The following is a 13,470-nucleotide window of genomic DNA, read 5'->3' on the forward strand; positions in this document are numbered from 1 at the left end:
GCACACCGTCGGCGTGGGCGTAACCCTGAATGAACTGAACGACGCCGCCTCAGGCAGCCAGCCGTTGAGCAGCCCGCCCCAAAGGACGCGCCAACCCGAGGTGATCGCGCAGCGTTCGCCCCTCGTACTCGGTGCGGAAGATCCCGCGCTTCTGCAGGATCGGCACCACGCCCGCGACGAAGTCCTGCAGTCCGTGTGGCAGCGCATCGGGCATCAGGTTGAAGCCATCGGCCGCGCCTCCCTTGAACCAGTGCTCGATGTTGTCGGCGATCTGCTCCGGTGTGCCGACGATCACGCGGTGGCCGCCACCGCCCGCCAGTTCGCGAATCAGTTGGCGCACCGTGTAGCCGTGTGTGCGGCCGGCCGCAACCACCGCGTTGAAAAAGGTGTGGTTGCCGTTGCCATTGCCCGGCAGCGGCAGGTTGTCGGGCAGGCGCTCGTCCAGCTTCAGGCGGTCGGGCGCGATGCCCAGCGTGCCGGCCAGGCGCGTCAGGCTGTAGTCCCACGGAATCAGGTCGACCAGTTCGTCGCGCCGGCGGCGGGCTTCGGCTTCCGTGCTGCCGACGATGGTCGTCAGGCCGGCCAGCACTTTGACCGCGTCGGGGCCGCGGCCCAGTTCAGCGGCGCGGGCCTTCAGCGCGTGTGCGTAGGCCCGCGATTCCTCGAACGACTGCGAGGCCGAGAACACCGCCTCTGCATGGCGCGACGCCAACTCGCGCCCATCGGCCGAGGCGCCGGCCTGCACCAGCACCGGATGGCCCTGGGGCGGGCGCGGCAGGTTCAGCGGGCCCTGCACTGCAAAGTGCTCGCCGCGGTGCGCAATCGCGTGCACCTTGGCCGGGTCGATGAAGCTGCCCGTGGTTTTGTTGCCGACGAAGGCGTCGTCTTCCCAGCTGTCCCACAGCGCCTTCACGATGTCAGTGAATTCCGAGGCACGGGCATAGCGCTTCGCATGGTCGGGCGTGGCGTCCAGGCCGAAGTTGCGGGCCGAGGGCAGGTCGGCGGTGGTCACCACGTTCCAGCCCGCGCGGCCGCCGCTCACATGGTCGAGCGTGGCGAAGCGGCGCGCGATGTTGTAGGGCTCGTTGTAGCTGGTCGATGCCGTCGCGATCAGGCCGATGTGCGTGGTCGCGGCGGCCACGCAAGCCAGCAGGATGGTCGGCTCCAGCGCGGTGATCGGGCGGAAATGAATCTGGTCGACGATGGCCGCGTTGTCGGCCAGGAAGATGGCGTCGAGCTTGGCCGCCTCCGCAATCTGCGCCGTGCGGATGTAGTGCTGGATGTCGGCAAAGGCCCACGGGTCGCTCTCGGGCAGGCGCCACGCCGAGGGCACGAATCCCGAGTGCAGGATGTTGACGTTCAAGTGCAGCTGCCTGCGAGGCGCTGCGTTGTCGCTGCCGCGGCTCATTGCGAAAAATAGTCCGGCAGGCGGTAGCCGGTCCACACCGGGTTGGCCTTGAAGAACCTCTGGAACTCAGGCGACTGGTAGGCGGCCACGATGTCTTTCGCGAACTTCGCGTTTTCGTTGCTGCGCTTGACGGCCACCACGTTCACGTACGGCAGCGTCATGTCTTCGAGCTTCAACGCCTCGGTGAGCTTCAGGCCCGACGCCACGGCGAAGTTGCCCTGCACGGCGGCAAGGTCGGCGTCGGCCAGCGAGCGTGGCGCCTGCGCGGCATCGAGCGGCACCAGCTTCAGGCGCTTCGGGTTGCTGGCAATGTCGCGCTCCGACACGCTCAGCGGGCTCACGCCCGGCTTGAGCGTCACCCAGCCGATGGCGGCAAGAATGTTCAGCGCGCGCGCCGCATTCACCGGGTCGGCCGGCAGCGTGACGGTGGCGCCGTCGGGCACGGCGGCCAGCGACTTGTGGCGCTGCGAGTACAGGCCCATCGGCGGTGTCGGCACATGCACCACCGGCACCAGGTCGAAGTTCTGCTGCTTGTTGGTGGCGTTGAGGTACAGCGAGTGCTGGAAGATGTTGGCGTCGATCTGGCCGCGCTCTACCGCGTCGTTGGGCTGTACGCCCTGGCTGAACTCGACGTACTTCACGGTGTAGCCGAGCTTCTTCAGCTGGGGCTCGATGCCGTTGGTAAAAGCATCGCGGTACGGGCCGGGCATGAAGCCGACGCGCAGGTCGTCGGCGCGGGCTGAAAACTGGAGCAGCAGGCTCAGGGCCAGGCCACCGAGCAGCGGCACGGACAAGCGCACCAGCGAGGGCGCGCGCGAAGAAAAACGCATCAAGGGCAACTCCGGAGGAACGGCAAGGGAGTTGCGCACTCTAGGACGCAGCACCCGCGCGGCGAACGAAGATTTGTGCGCATGGTTATCCGCTGGCCGGATATGTCGTCGGTTTTTGTACGATGCCGCCATGACCCACACGACCCAGCACATCGGAATCGTCGGCTGCTCCGCCGAAGGCGCGGCGCTCTGCTACCAGACCATTTGCGTGGAGGGCGCGAAGCTGCTCGGCCCGCACGCGCACCCCGAGGTCTCGATGCACACGCCGTCGCTGTCGGACTACATGGCGCACATCTACCGCAACGACTGGCAGGGTGTGGGCGAGGTGATGCTTGCCTCGGCGCACAAGCTCGCGAAGATCGGCGCCAGTTTCCTGGTCTGCCCCGACAACACCATCCATCAGGCCTTGCCCTTCATCGAGGCGCGTTCTCCGCTGCCCTGGTTGCACATCGCGGGTTGCGTGGCCGACGAGGCCGCGCAACGCGGCTTCAAGCGCATCGGCCTCACGGGCACGCGCTGGCTGGTCGACAGCGAGGTCTATCCCGAAAAGCTGTCGGCGCGCGGGCTCGAATACGTTCGCCCCACCATCGAAGAGCGCGACGAAATCGCGCGGATCATCATGGACGAGCTGGTCTGCGGCATCTTCAAGCCCGAGGCGATTGCGACTTTCCAGCGCGTGATGCAGCGCCTGAAAGACGAAGACGGCTGCGATGCCGTCGTGCTCGGCTGCACCGAGATTCCGCTGATCATGAGCGACGCCAATTCGCCGCTGCCTACGCTCGATTCCACGCGGCTGCTGGCGCGTGCGGCGCTGCGGCGTGCGACGGGTGCGGCCACGACCACCGGTGGCGGCCAGTAAGCCGGTGCGCGTCTTCGCGCTTTGCCTTGCGGCAGTGTTCGTGTTGCTCGCAGGCGCGTGCACGACGCCGCCTGCGAGCCCTGTCAGTGCTCCCAGCGCTGCCGTCTTTCCGCTCGCGTCATGGGAGTTCATTCCCCGTGAGCAGCGGGGTGCCGCATGCAACCGGGCGCTCGATGCCGCACGCGACTACCTGAAGACGCTGGACACCACCGCCGTGATGGCCGTGCAGGATGGGCGCGTGCTGTTCAGCGACGGCTCGCTCGAGGCGGTCAGCATCGTGTTCTCGGTGCGCAAGAGCGTGCTGTCGATGATGTACGGCAAGTACGTGGCGGACGGCACGATCGACCTCGACCGCACGCTGGCCGACCTGGGCATCGATGACCTGGGCGGCCTGTCGGCGAGCGAGCGCCAGGCACGCTTGCGCGACCTGATGGCGGCGCGCTCCGGCGTCTATCACGCAGCGGCCAATGGCGGGGACGATCTGGCGTTTGCGCCGCCGCGCGGGTCGCAGCCGCCGGGGAGCTACTTCCTCTACAACAACTGGGACTTCAATGCCGCGGGCACTGCCTTCGAGAAGTTGACCGGCCGCAGCATCTACCGGGCGTTTGCGGACGATCTTGCCGTGCCGCTGATGCTCGAGGATTTCGACGCCGCCCGCCACAAGCGCAGCGGCGACGGCGCCAGGTCCGCGCACCTGGCGTATCCCTTCTTCCTGTCGACGCGCGACATGGCGCGCCTGGGCTACCTGATGCTTCACCAGGGCAACTGGCGCGGACAACAGCTGGTTCCGGCTGCCTGGGCCGCACGGATCACGCAGCCCGTGACTCCTTCTGCGCAGATGCACCCGCCGCATGTGGCCAGGCGCGGTTTCGGCTACGGCTACCTGTGGTGGCTGCTGGAAGAGCCGGCGGATTCCCTGTTGAGCGGCGCCTACATGGCGTGGGGCGTGCACGGCCAATACATCCTCGTGATCCCGAGGCGGAACATGGTGATCGCGCACAAGCGCCAGGTGCCGGTGGCGGGCAACTGGAATCCGGGCACGGTGGCGCCGGGCGATTTCCTGCGCGCGGCAAGAATGATCGCGACGGCGCCTTGCGGCTGAGGCCGCCGCGCGCCACGCTGGAGGCGGTCAGGCCGCCAGGAATTCCTCGATCAGTTGCGCCACGCGCTGCGGCTGGTCGTGGTGCAGCATGTGGCCCGCATCGTCCAGCCGCTCGGTGCGTACCGAGGGCACCGACTTCAGTCGCTCGTGGAATTCGTCGAGCGTGTAGCGGTTCTTCCACCAGCCGTGCAGGCTGTCGTCCGAGGCTTCGACCATCAGCAGCGGCGCGGTAATGCGCGCATACAGCGCCAGCGTTTCGTCGACGCGGAAGATGTGGGCGTTGACGATCTTGTGCGCCGCTTCGCCGAGGATCTGCCAGCGCGTGCTGCCATCGGGCTGCGCGCGGCCGGCCGACCAGTGGCTGGCCAGCCAGTCGGCCTTGTCTTGCGAGAGGCGCGGGTTGGTCTTCATGAGCCGGCGCGCCACGCCGTCCACCGCCGAGTAGTTGGCCAGCGCTTTCTCGCCGCGGTGCAGGCCCTTGAGTTCGTCGATCCACTGGCCGTAGCGCGCGGGCGCTTCGTCGGGCCGGCGCAGGGGCATGCCGAAGCCTTCGAGGTTGACGAGGCGGCGAATGCGCCCCGGCCGCACGCCGGCGTAGTGCATGGCGACGTTGCCGCCCATGCTGTGGCCGACCAGGTCGACCTGCCGCTGGCTCTCACCTTCGCGCGCTTCACCAACCTCGCCCACGTAGTGGTCGAGCAGCCATTCGAGGTCGGCCAGGTAGTCGGCCAGCCAGTAGTTGTCGACGCCGCCGCCATCGGTCAGGCCGAAGCCGCGCCAGTCGGGCGCGATGATGAAGCGGTCTTGCGCCATGGCATCGACCACGAACTGCCATGAGGCGGCCACGTCCATCCAGCCGTGCACCAACACCAGCGGCGGGCGTGTGTCCGAGGGCTGGCCCCACAGGCGCACGTGGTAGCTGAGGTTGCGCACGGGTACGAATTCGCTGCGCGAGGGACGTAGGGCTTGGTACATGGCGTCGATGATAAGGAGCCGGTCGGCATTGCGCAGTCCGGCACACGACAGTGGCCGGTACGCCACGTGTCGCGTCTGGCGTGTCGCGTGCCGTGGTGGCTGGGCTTTGATGGTGCGGCCAGCAGGGCGCGGAGGAGGGCGGTAGCATCCCGCGCATGAAAAAGATCCAACTCGGTCAAAGCGACCTGCATGTCACCCCGATCTGCCTGGGCACGATGACCTTCGGCGAACAGGTCGACGAGCCCACTTCCCATGCCATCCTGAGCCGCTCGCTGGAGCGCGGCGTCGACTTCATCGACACCGCCGAGATGTACTCGGTGCCCACGCGCAAGGAAACCTACAGCGTCACCGAAACCATCATCGGCAACTGGTTTGCCGCCAACCCCGGCGCGCGCCAGAAGCTGGTGCTGGCCACCAAGGTGGCGGGCCCGCTGCGCAACACGCCGTGGGTGCGCGAAGGCGTGGGCATGACGGCCGCCGACATCGTGGCCTCGTGCGACGCGAGCCTGAAGCGGCTGAAGACGGACGTGATCGACCTCTACCAGATCCACTGGCCGGAGCGCCACGTGCCGGCCTTCGGCAACATCTACTACGACCCGTCCAAGGAGGTCTCGCAGACCCCGATCCGCGAGCAGCTCGAGGCCTTTGCCGGACTGGTGAAGGCGGGCAAGGTCCGCGCCATCGGCCTGTCGAACGAAACGCCCTATGGCGTGCACGAGTTCGTGCGGCTGGCCGAGCAGCACGGCCTGCCGCGCGTGGCGACGGTGCAGAACGTCTACAACCTGGCGAGCCGCGGCGCCGAGAACGGTCTGGACGAAACGATGCACCGGCTGGGCGTTTCGCTGCTGGCCTATTCGCCACTGGCCTACGGCCTGCTGACGGGCAAGTACGACAAGAGCGGCATCACCGGGCCCGACGCGCCCGAGGCCGCGCGCATCACGCGGTATGAATCGGTGCGCAAGCTGCGCTGGGGCCGCCCCGATGCGCTGAAGGCCGCGCGCCTGTACAACCAGCTCGCGCGCGACAACGGCCTGACGCCGACGCAGCTGGCGCTGGCCTTCTGCTACACCAAGTGGCAGGTGGCGAGCACGATCATCGGCGTGACGTCGGTGGCACAGTTCGATGAAGACATCGACGCGTACGGCACCACGCTGACGCCCGAAATCCTGGCCGAGATCGACAGGATCCGCTGGGACATTCGCGACCCTGCGGCCTGATCGTTCAGCGGGCGCACTCGCCGTTGGCGGCGGCAAGGGCCAGGGCGGGCAGGCTCAGCAGGCCCATGTTGCTGCCCTTGAACTGGCCCTTCATGCAATCGCCGTGGGCGGCGCCCGCGACGCCGGTGCCCATCTTCGATTCGAAGGCGGAGCGCGCGGGGCCCTGGATGTCCTGGTTGGCGCGATCGGCGAAGGAGCGGTTGCGGGCCACGTCGCGCAGGGCGCGGCGGGTGGCGTCGGAATTCAGGATCAGCGGAGCGGGCGACGAGCTTGCTGCCTGCTGCGGTTCTGATGGGGCGGCAGGCGCGTTGGGTGCAATGGGTGCGTTGGGCGGCGCGGTGATGGCTTCGCTGCGAGCCGCCTGAGACACGCGCCGGGCTGGCGCACGCGGGGCAACGGCCGTTGGTGCCGTGCGCGGCGCGGCTGCCGGTGCGGCGGGAGGCTCGGTCTTCCGCGCAGGCGCGACCTGCGCGACCTGCACCACTTCCATCGTGGTGACGCGCTTCGCCGTGCCTATCCGCCCGATGTGCGGCTGCGTGGCCACCAGCATCAGCCAGAGCACCGCCGCATGCATGGCCACCACGGCCAGCACCAGCGCCACGAGGCGAGGGCGCGGCATCAAGGCTCGGAGGGAGGCGGCGAGGCTTGCCACTCGAGCAGGTCGCCGGGCTGGCATTGCAGCGCTTCGCAGATGCGCTCCAGGGTGTCGAAGCGCACGCCGCGCACCTTGCCGCTCTTGAGGAGCGACAGGTTCTGCTCGGTAATGCCTACATGCTCCGCCAGCTCGCGCGAGCGCATCTTGCGCCGGGCGAGCATGACATCGAGGTTCACGACGATGGGCATGGTGCGTTCAGACAAAGCCCGCGTTGTCGTCGGCCAGGCGCCGGGCCTCGGCCGTGACCCGCGCGATGGCCACGAGCACCGCGCCGAACAGGATGTGCAGGCAGTCGAACCACGCGATGGTGATTGCCAGGAAGCGCTGGCCCGGCGGGTTGCCGATGCTCAGCGCCACGGTCATGAGGCCGCGCGCGAGCGGCAGCAGCAAGGCCAGCAGCAGCACCGACCAGGCAAAGCGCACCAGCGCGTCTTGCGCGGTCTTGCCGAAGACCCGGCCCTGGCCGTATTCGCCGAACAGCCGCCACAGCTGCCGCAGCGCATACAGGCCACCGCCGACCGGCAGCAGGCTGACCAGCGCGGTGCGCCAGCGTGCGGGCCCGTCGGCGGGTGGCGTCGGCAGGCCGAGGAAGCTGCTCACGCCGAACATGTCGAGCCATGGCCGCTCGAACGCCAGCAGCAGCACGGGCTGCACGACGAGCAGGACGACGCCCGCGAGGATGAGCGCCTGCACGACCTGGGCGTGTCGCTTCAGGTAGAACGAAGGCGTGGCTGCCGGGGCTGGCGTATGCTGCATATCCAGGTCGATGGTTAATGTAAAACGACCAAATATTATCGTAAAACAATAAGTTTTCCTGAAGACGGACCCTTTGACCAAAGATGGCGAAGAAAAGCATCCACACCTCCGAGACGCCCGCGACGCAGCTGCTGCGCGCGCACAGGATTCCCTTCACCGAACACCCCTACGAGTACATGGAGCACGGCGGCGCGCAGCGCGGCGCCGAGATGCTGGGGCTCGATCCGTTCACCGTCATCAAGACGCTGGTGATGCAGGACCAGGACGCCAAGCCGCTGATCGTGCTGATGCACGGCAACCGCACGGTGTCGACCAAGAACCTGGCGCGGCAGATCGGCGCCAAGTCGGTCGAGCCCTGCAAGCCCGAAGTGGCGCAGCGCCACAGCGGCTACATGGTGGGCGGCACCTCGCCGTTCGGCACGCGGCGCGAGATGCCGGTGTACGTTGAATCGACGATCCTCGAACTGCCGGGCATCGTGATCAACGGCGGGCGGCGCGGCTACCTCATCGGCATCGATCCGCAGGTGTGCGTGGCGCTGCTGGCGGCCAGGCCGGTGCAATGTGCGCTGGCAGAATAGCCGGCGCCATGACATCCCCGTCTCCTGATTTTTCCCCCGTGCGCGCAGCCGGCAACCCGGGCCAGGGCACCGCGTTCGAGGTCGCTTTTCGCAACGACGAGCGCGGGTGGACCGAGTCGCTCGACCTGCCGGCGCTGCTGCGCGATGCGCTGGCGGCACGCGGCCATGCCGCCGAGGCAGCGCACGACGGTTGGCTCGTGCTGCCCGACGGGCTCTGGCTGCTGCCGCAGATACTGAGCTTCTCGGTGGCCGAAGACGGCAGCGTGCGCACCTCGAGCACCATCGAGGTGGCGCATGCCGGGCTGTCGCCGCAAGGCATCTTCGAGTACCAGCATTCCTACGGCGAGACCACGCAGGAGGCCCTGGCCCGCGGCTTCGACCTGTGGGCGCAGGTCGACCTGGTGGTGTTCCAGGACGCGCTGGGCAGCGACCTGGCCCATTGCACGTCGATGGCCATGAACTGGGAAGAAGGGCGCCAGCGGCGCGTGCTGTTCGGCCCCGTGGCACACCGCGCGGCGCAGCCCGACGCCGTACCGGAAGAAGAGCACCCGTTCTGCCCCTGCTGCCTGTTCACCAACAGCTGGGAGGCGTTCAAGCCGCAGATCGAGTCGGACGGCCTCTACGCCGTGCGCCTGTATGCCGCGCGCGATGCCGACGGCGAAGTGCAGGCCGACTGCCGCGTCAACGGCGAAGACTGGGCGGCCGGCGCGGACGCCCTGCGCGCCTACGTCAGGCAGTGGCCCGACCGCGGCTTCGAGTTTCGCAAGCAGTACGTTGTGATCCAATCGCCGCCCCAGGCCGTTCCCGACGCCTGACGACGGCACACCGCCGTCACCCTATAAAAACAACCATCCCCGCGGAGCGCCGTCTTGAGCTTTAACCTGCCATCCCTCATCGCCATCCTGGCGTCGTACCTGATCGGCTCGCTGTCTTTCGCGGTCATCGTGAGCAAGTCGCTCGGCATGGCCGATCCGCGCAGCTACGGCAGCGGCAACCCCGGTGCCACCAACGTGCTGCGCTCGGGCAACAAGGGCGCGGCCTTGGCCACGCTGCTGCTCGATGCGGCAAAGGGCTGGCTGCCGGTGTTCCTGATCCACCAGTTCGGCGCGCAGTGGGGGCTGGGCGAGGGCGTGGCCGCGCTGGCGGGCCTGGCGGCCTTCCTGGGCCACCTGTACCCGGTGTTCTTCGGCTTCCAGGGCGGCAAGGGCGTGGCCACGGCCGCCGGCGTGCTGGTCGGCATCGCGCCGTGGCTGGGGCTGGCGACGGGCGCCACCTGGCTGATCATCGCGGTGTTTTTCCGCTACTCGTCGCTGTCGTCGCTGGTGGCCGCCTTCTTTGCGCCGGCCTACTACCTGCTGGGTGGAAACATTGCGTGGCCACTCGACCGCACGGTGCTGATTGCGATCATCATCATGAGTCTGCTGCTGATCTGGCGGCACCGCGAAAACATCCGCCGGCTCGCGGCCGGCACGGAGTCGAAGCTCGGCTCCAAGAAGAAACAACCGAACTGAAAGAACACCATGGCTTCCATCACCCGTTTTCACGTGGGCCCGCGACTGTCCGAGACGGCGGTGCACAACGGCACCGTCTACCTCGCCGGCCAGGTGCCCGACGACACCACGCAAGACATCCGCGGCCAGACCACGCAGGTGCTGGGCATGGTCGACCGCCTGCTGGCCGAGGCCGGCAGCGACAAGTCGCGCATTCTCATGACGCAGATTTTCCTGGCCGACATCACCGACATCACGGCCATGAACGAGGTGTGGGACGCGTGGATTCCGGCCGGCAACACGCCGCCCCGCGCGACGGTGCAGGCCAAGATGGCCAATGCGGCCTACAAGATCGAGATCGTGGTCACGGCCGCGCAGGCCTGACGCTCAACAGGCTCAGTACCGCTTTTCCAGGACCATCTGGTCCGCGTCGCGGCGCATGGAAAAGCGGTTGATGAAGCTGTTGCCCAGCAGCACGAAGGGCATGGGCTCGGGTGACACGATGGCGTCGATGTCGTAGACCTCGACGTCGCCCACCCGCACCGACTGCAGCCGCAGCCTGTGGCCCACGGTCACGCCGTTGGCGGTGCTCATCTGCACCCGCTGGGCCTTGCTGTAGTCCAGGCCGATGCGCTGGGCATCGGCGGCCGACAGCGCAATCGACGTGGCACCGGTGTCGAGCATGAACGTCACCGCGCGACCGTTGATGGTGCCCTGCGTCATGAAGTGGCCCCGGCTGTCGGCCGGCAGCACGATGCGATTGCCGCCACCGCCTGAACCACCGCCCCCGCCGATGCTGACCGGGGTGTCCATGCGCAGGTTGACGCGCTTGCCTTCGAGCTCGACCACCGCCTGCTCGGACTGCAGCGACACCAGCTTTACCCCTTGGAAACTCTCGCCCACCGCCACGGTCTTGGGCGGCGCGCCGTTCACGATCAGGATCGCGCGGCTGCCGATGGTGCCGGTCAGCGTGACCGAGCCGGCGGCATGCGCCATCGCAACGGCTGTCAGGAGATGCGCTGCGATGACGATGGACTTCATGGTGGGGTCAGTCGCGGAAGTTGTTGAACGAGAGGGGCATGTCGGGCACGTCCTTCTTGATCAACGCCATGGCGGCCTGCAGGTCGTCGCGCTTGGCGCCGGTGATGCGCACCGCGTCGCCCTGGATCGCGGCCTGCACCTTGAGCTTGCTGTCCTTGATGATGCGGGTGATTTTCTTGGCCTGCTCGCTCTCGATGCCGCTCTTGACCTTGATGACCTGCTTGACCTTGTCGCCGCCCATCTTCTGGACGTCGCCCTTGTCGAGAAAGCGCACGTCGACGCTGCGCTTGGTGAGTTTGGCGCGAAGAATGTCTTCGACCTGCACGAGCTGGAACTCGGCATCGCCGATCATGGTGATCTCCTTGTCCTTGAGATCGACGGCGGCGGCGGTGCCCTTGAAGTCGAAGCGCGTCGCGATTTCCTTGGCGGTGTTTTCGACCGCATTCTTCACTTCGGGCAGATTGGGCTCGCAGACTGTATCGAATGACGGCATGGGCTCTCCTGGATGCACTGGACTGAATGCGACAATTCTCCCATGATCGTGGAGTCCAACGTCCCTCTGCAGCCGTACAACAGCTTCGGCATCGTCGCGCGCGCGCAGCATCTGGCGCGCATCACCGACGAGGCCGACCTGGTCGCGCTGCGTGCCGATCCGCAGTGGCGCGACGCCCCCCGCTTCGTGCTGGGCGGCGGCAGCAACATCGTGCTCACGGGCGACGTCAAGCCGCTGGTGCTGAAAATCGAAATCAAGGGCCTGCGGCTGGTCGAAGACAGCCCGCGTGCCTGGATCGTGGAGGCCGGCGCCGGCGAAATCTGGCACGACGCGGTCGAGTGGATGGTGCGAAGCGGCTACCCGGGGCTGGAAAACCTGGCCCTCATTCCGGGCACGGTGGGCGGCGCGCCGGTGCAGAACATCGGCGCCTACGGCGTGGAGCTGCAAGACCGCTTCGATTCGCTCGACGCCTTCGACCTGGAAACGGGCCGCAGCTTCACGCTCGATGCCGCGCAATGCGCCTTCGGCTACCGCGATTCGGTGTTCAAGCACGTGCGCAGCGGGCCGAACGACTTCGGCCTGTCGGGCCGGGCGGTGATCACGCGGGTGCGCTTCCGGCTGCCCAAGCCGTGGAAGGCCGTGGTGGGCTACCTCGACCTGGAGCGGAAGATGGAAGAAACCGCCAACTTCACGCCCAGCGCACAAGACATCTTCGACTGGATCTGCGCCATTCGCCGCGCCAAGCTGCCCGACTGGCGCGTGCTGGGCAACGCCGGCAGCTTCTTCAAGAACCCGACGGTCACGCCGGAGCAGTGCGCGGACATCATCGCGCGTGACCCGAAGATCGTGCACTACCCGATGGACGACGGCAGCATCAAGCTGGCGGCCGGCTGGCTCATCGATGCCTGCGGCTGGAAGGGCAAGTCGGTCGGCAATGCCGGCGTGTACGAGCGGCAGGCGCTGGTGCTGGTCAACCGTGGCGGCACGGAGAACCCGGTAACGGGCGGCGAAGTGATGACGCTGGCCAAGGCCATCCAGACCAGCGTGTACGAGCGCTTCGGCATCCGGCTGGAGCCGGAGCCGGTGGTCGTCTGAGCCGCTGGTCCACCGGCATATGGATCTCGACTTCCTGCCCCTGAATTTCCGGCGCCGCATTTTGGCGCTGGTGTGGGCCCGGCGTGCGGTGCCGTTCATTGCGCTGGTGGCCGTGTTCCTGGGCTCGCACCGCTGGGGCGTGGTGGTTGCGCTGATCGTGGTGGCGGTGCTGTTCTCGGCGGTGCTCAAGTTCCTTGAAACCAGTCTGCGACGCCAGTTCATCCGCGAGGCGCGGTTGCCCTCGTTCCTTATCGGCAAGCTGCGCGAGGCGCACCCTCAGCTCAGCCGGCGCGACGCCGAACTGGTGTTGCGCGGGCTGCGCCAGTTCTTCATGTCCCATCTGCGCAGCGATCGCAAGTTCGTCGCCATGCCCTCGAAGGTGGTCGACACGGCGTGGCACGAGTTCATCCTGCATACGCAGGGCTATCAGAGCTGGTGCAACGCGGCCTTCGGCGGAATGTTGCACCACAGCCCTGCCGAGGTGCTGGGCCGCGACCCGAAGCGCAACGACGGCCTGCGTCGCACCTGGTACTGGGCCTGCAAGGAAGAGAGCATCGACCCGCGCAAGCCGGCGCGGCTGCCGCTGCTGTTTGCGCTGGACATCAAGTTCGCGATTGCAGGGGGCTTCAGCTACGTGCCCGATTGCCGGGCAGTGGAGCGGCACATCGGCTCTGATGCGCAGTGCGGTACCAGCTTCGGGGATTCGTCGTCGGACGGTGGCAGCTCGGGAGACGCGGGCGGCTTCGGTGGCAGCGAATCGAGTGGCAGCGGCGGTGACGGCGGCTCCAGCGACGGCGGCGGCTCGTCGGGCGACGGCGGTGGTGGATGTGGCGGTGGCTGCGGCGGAGGTGGCGGGGACTGACGCCACGGCGCCACGGCGTCATGGCACCAGTCGATCATCGCGCCGCCAAAGACAAACGGGCCCAAGGGGCCCGTTGTCGTTTCTTTCTGCCCCGAAGGGCAGCGTGGCA

At 67.5% G+C, this 13,470-nt stretch carries 17 protein-coding genes; 9 read left to right on the forward strand and 8 right to left on the reverse strand.

The window, feature by feature from the left end:
• Positions 1-49: 49 nt before the first annotated feature.
• Positions 50-1,408, reverse strand: a complete 1,359-nt coding sequence (locus DBV14_RS11045; protein ID WP_124459234.1) for an LLM class flavin-dependent oxidoreductase — start codon at positions 1,406-1,408, stop codon at positions 50-52.
• Positions 1,405-2,238: a MetQ/NlpA family ABC transporter substrate-binding protein gene (locus DBV14_RS11050; protein WP_124459235.1), complete on the reverse strand. Its 834-nt coding sequence runs from the start codon at positions 2,236-2,238 to the stop codon at positions 1,405-1,407. The genes DBV14_RS11045 and DBV14_RS11050 overlap by 4 nt, the downstream gene beginning before the upstream one ends.
• Positions 2,239-2,368: 130 nt before the next feature.
• Between DBV14_RS11050 and DBV14_RS11055 the strand changes: the two genes are divergently transcribed.
• Together DBV14_RS11055 and DBV14_RS11060 are read left to right on the forward strand one after the other, a co-directional pair.
• Entirely contained in the window at positions 2,369-3,097 is a 729-nt protein-coding gene (locus tag DBV14_RS11055; RefSeq protein WP_124459236.1) for an aspartate/glutamate racemase family protein, read from the forward strand.
• Positions 3,084-4,199, forward strand: a complete 1,116-nt coding sequence (locus DBV14_RS11060) for a serine hydrolase (protein WP_260396957.1) — start codon at positions 3,084-3,086, stop codon at positions 4,197-4,199. Before DBV14_RS11055 ends, DBV14_RS11060 begins: the two co-directional genes overlap by 14 nt.
• Before the next feature lie 27 nt (positions 4,200-4,226).
• Here the strand turns inward: DBV14_RS11060 and DBV14_RS11065 are convergent, their stop codons facing one another.
• Complete coding sequence (locus DBV14_RS11065; protein WP_124459237.1) at positions 4,227-5,174, reverse strand: alpha/beta fold hydrolase; 948 nt, start codon at positions 5,172-5,174, stop codon at positions 4,227-4,229.
• A gap of 155 nt (positions 5,175-5,329) precedes the next feature.
• Between DBV14_RS11065 and DBV14_RS11070 the strand changes: the two genes are divergently transcribed.
• Entirely contained in the window at positions 5,330-6,391 is a 1,062-nt protein-coding gene (locus tag DBV14_RS11070) for an aldo/keto reductase (protein ID WP_124459238.1), read from the forward strand.
• 4 nt (positions 6,392-6,395) lie between these two features.
• On the opposite strand, the gene DBV14_RS11075 is transcribed toward DBV14_RS11070, so the two are convergent.
• Genes DBV14_RS11075 through DBV14_RS11085 form a run of 3 tightly spaced genes read right to left on the reverse strand, consistent with a single transcriptional unit; the run spans position 6,396 to position 7,802 of the window.
• Positions 6,396-7,010 (reverse strand): hypothetical protein, encoded by a 615-nt coding sequence (locus tag DBV14_RS11075; protein ID WP_124459239.1) that lies wholly within the window; start codon positions 7,008-7,010, stop codon positions 6,396-6,398.
• Positions 7,010-7,234 carry a helix-turn-helix transcriptional regulator gene (locus DBV14_RS11080; protein WP_124459240.1) on the reverse strand — a complete coding sequence of 75 codons (225 nt, stop codon included), beginning with the start codon at positions 7,232-7,234 and terminating at the stop codon, positions 7,010-7,012. Before DBV14_RS11080 ends, DBV14_RS11075 begins: the two co-directional genes overlap by 1 nt.
• A gap of 7 nt (positions 7,235-7,241) precedes the next feature.
• On the reverse strand, positions 7,242-7,802 hold the full coding sequence (locus DBV14_RS11085) for a DUF2975 domain-containing protein (protein WP_124459241.1): 561 nt from the start codon (positions 7,800-7,802) through the stop codon (positions 7,242-7,244).
• Positions 7,803-7,885: 83 nt separating this feature from the next.
• On the opposite strand from DBV14_RS11085, the gene DBV14_RS11090 reads away from it, so the two are divergent.
• Genes DBV14_RS11090 through DBV14_RS11105 form a run of 4 tightly spaced genes read left to right on the forward strand, consistent with a single transcriptional unit; the run spans position 7,886 to position 10,254 of the window.
• On the forward strand, positions 7,886-8,380 hold the full coding sequence (locus tag DBV14_RS11090; protein WP_124459242.1) for an aminoacyl-tRNA deacylase: 495 nt from the start codon (positions 7,886-7,888) through the stop codon (positions 8,378-8,380).
• 8 nt (positions 8,381-8,388) lie between these two features.
• Positions 8,389-9,195: a DUF6348 family protein gene (locus tag DBV14_RS11095; RefSeq protein ID WP_124459243.1), complete on the forward strand. Its 807-nt coding sequence runs from the start codon at positions 8,389-8,391 to the stop codon at positions 9,193-9,195.
• Between the two features lie 54 nt (positions 9,196-9,249).
• Positions 9,250-9,891: a glycerol-3-phosphate 1-O-acyltransferase PlsY gene (gene plsY, locus DBV14_RS11100; RefSeq protein WP_124459244.1), complete on the forward strand. Its 642-nt coding sequence runs from the start codon at positions 9,250-9,252 to the stop codon at positions 9,889-9,891.
• Between the two features lie 9 nt (positions 9,892-9,900).
• Positions 9,901-10,254 carry a RidA family protein gene (locus DBV14_RS11105; protein WP_124459245.1) on the forward strand — a complete coding sequence of 118 codons (354 nt, stop codon included), beginning with the start codon at positions 9,901-9,903 and terminating at the stop codon, positions 10,252-10,254.
• 12 nt (positions 10,255-10,266) lie between these two features.
• Here the strand turns inward: DBV14_RS11105 and DBV14_RS11110 are convergent, their stop codons facing one another.
• Together DBV14_RS11110 and DBV14_RS11115 are read right to left on the reverse strand one after the other, a co-directional pair.
• Positions 10,267-10,911: a TIGR02281 family clan AA aspartic protease gene (locus tag DBV14_RS11110; RefSeq protein WP_124459246.1), complete on the reverse strand. Its 645-nt coding sequence runs from the start codon at positions 10,909-10,911 to the stop codon at positions 10,267-10,269.
• Between the two features lie 7 nt (positions 10,912-10,918).
• Positions 10,919-11,404 carry a YajQ family cyclic di-GMP-binding protein gene (locus DBV14_RS11115; protein WP_124459247.1) on the reverse strand — a complete coding sequence of 162 codons (486 nt, stop codon included), beginning with the start codon at positions 11,402-11,404 and terminating at the stop codon, positions 10,919-10,921.
• 42 nt (positions 11,405-11,446) lie between these two features.
• On the opposite strand from DBV14_RS11115, the gene murB reads away from it, so the two are divergent.
• Positions 11,447-12,499, forward strand: coding sequence for a UDP-N-acetylmuramate dehydrogenase (gene murB / locus DBV14_RS11120; RefSeq protein ID WP_124459248.1), 1,053 nt, complete (start codon positions 11,447-11,449; stop codon positions 12,497-12,499).
• Between the two features lie 19 nt (positions 12,500-12,518).
• Positions 12,519-13,361: a hypothetical protein gene (locus DBV14_RS11125; RefSeq protein WP_124459249.1), complete on the forward strand. Its 843-nt coding sequence runs from the start codon at positions 12,519-12,521 to the stop codon at positions 13,359-13,361.
• The last annotated feature ends 109 nt before the right edge of the window (positions 13,362-13,470 follow it).

Origin of the sequence: Variovorax sp. KBW07, assembly GCF_003852515.1 — a bacterium.
Lineage (GTDB): Bacteria > Pseudomonadota > Gammaproteobacteria > Burkholderiales > Burkholderiaceae_C > Variovorax.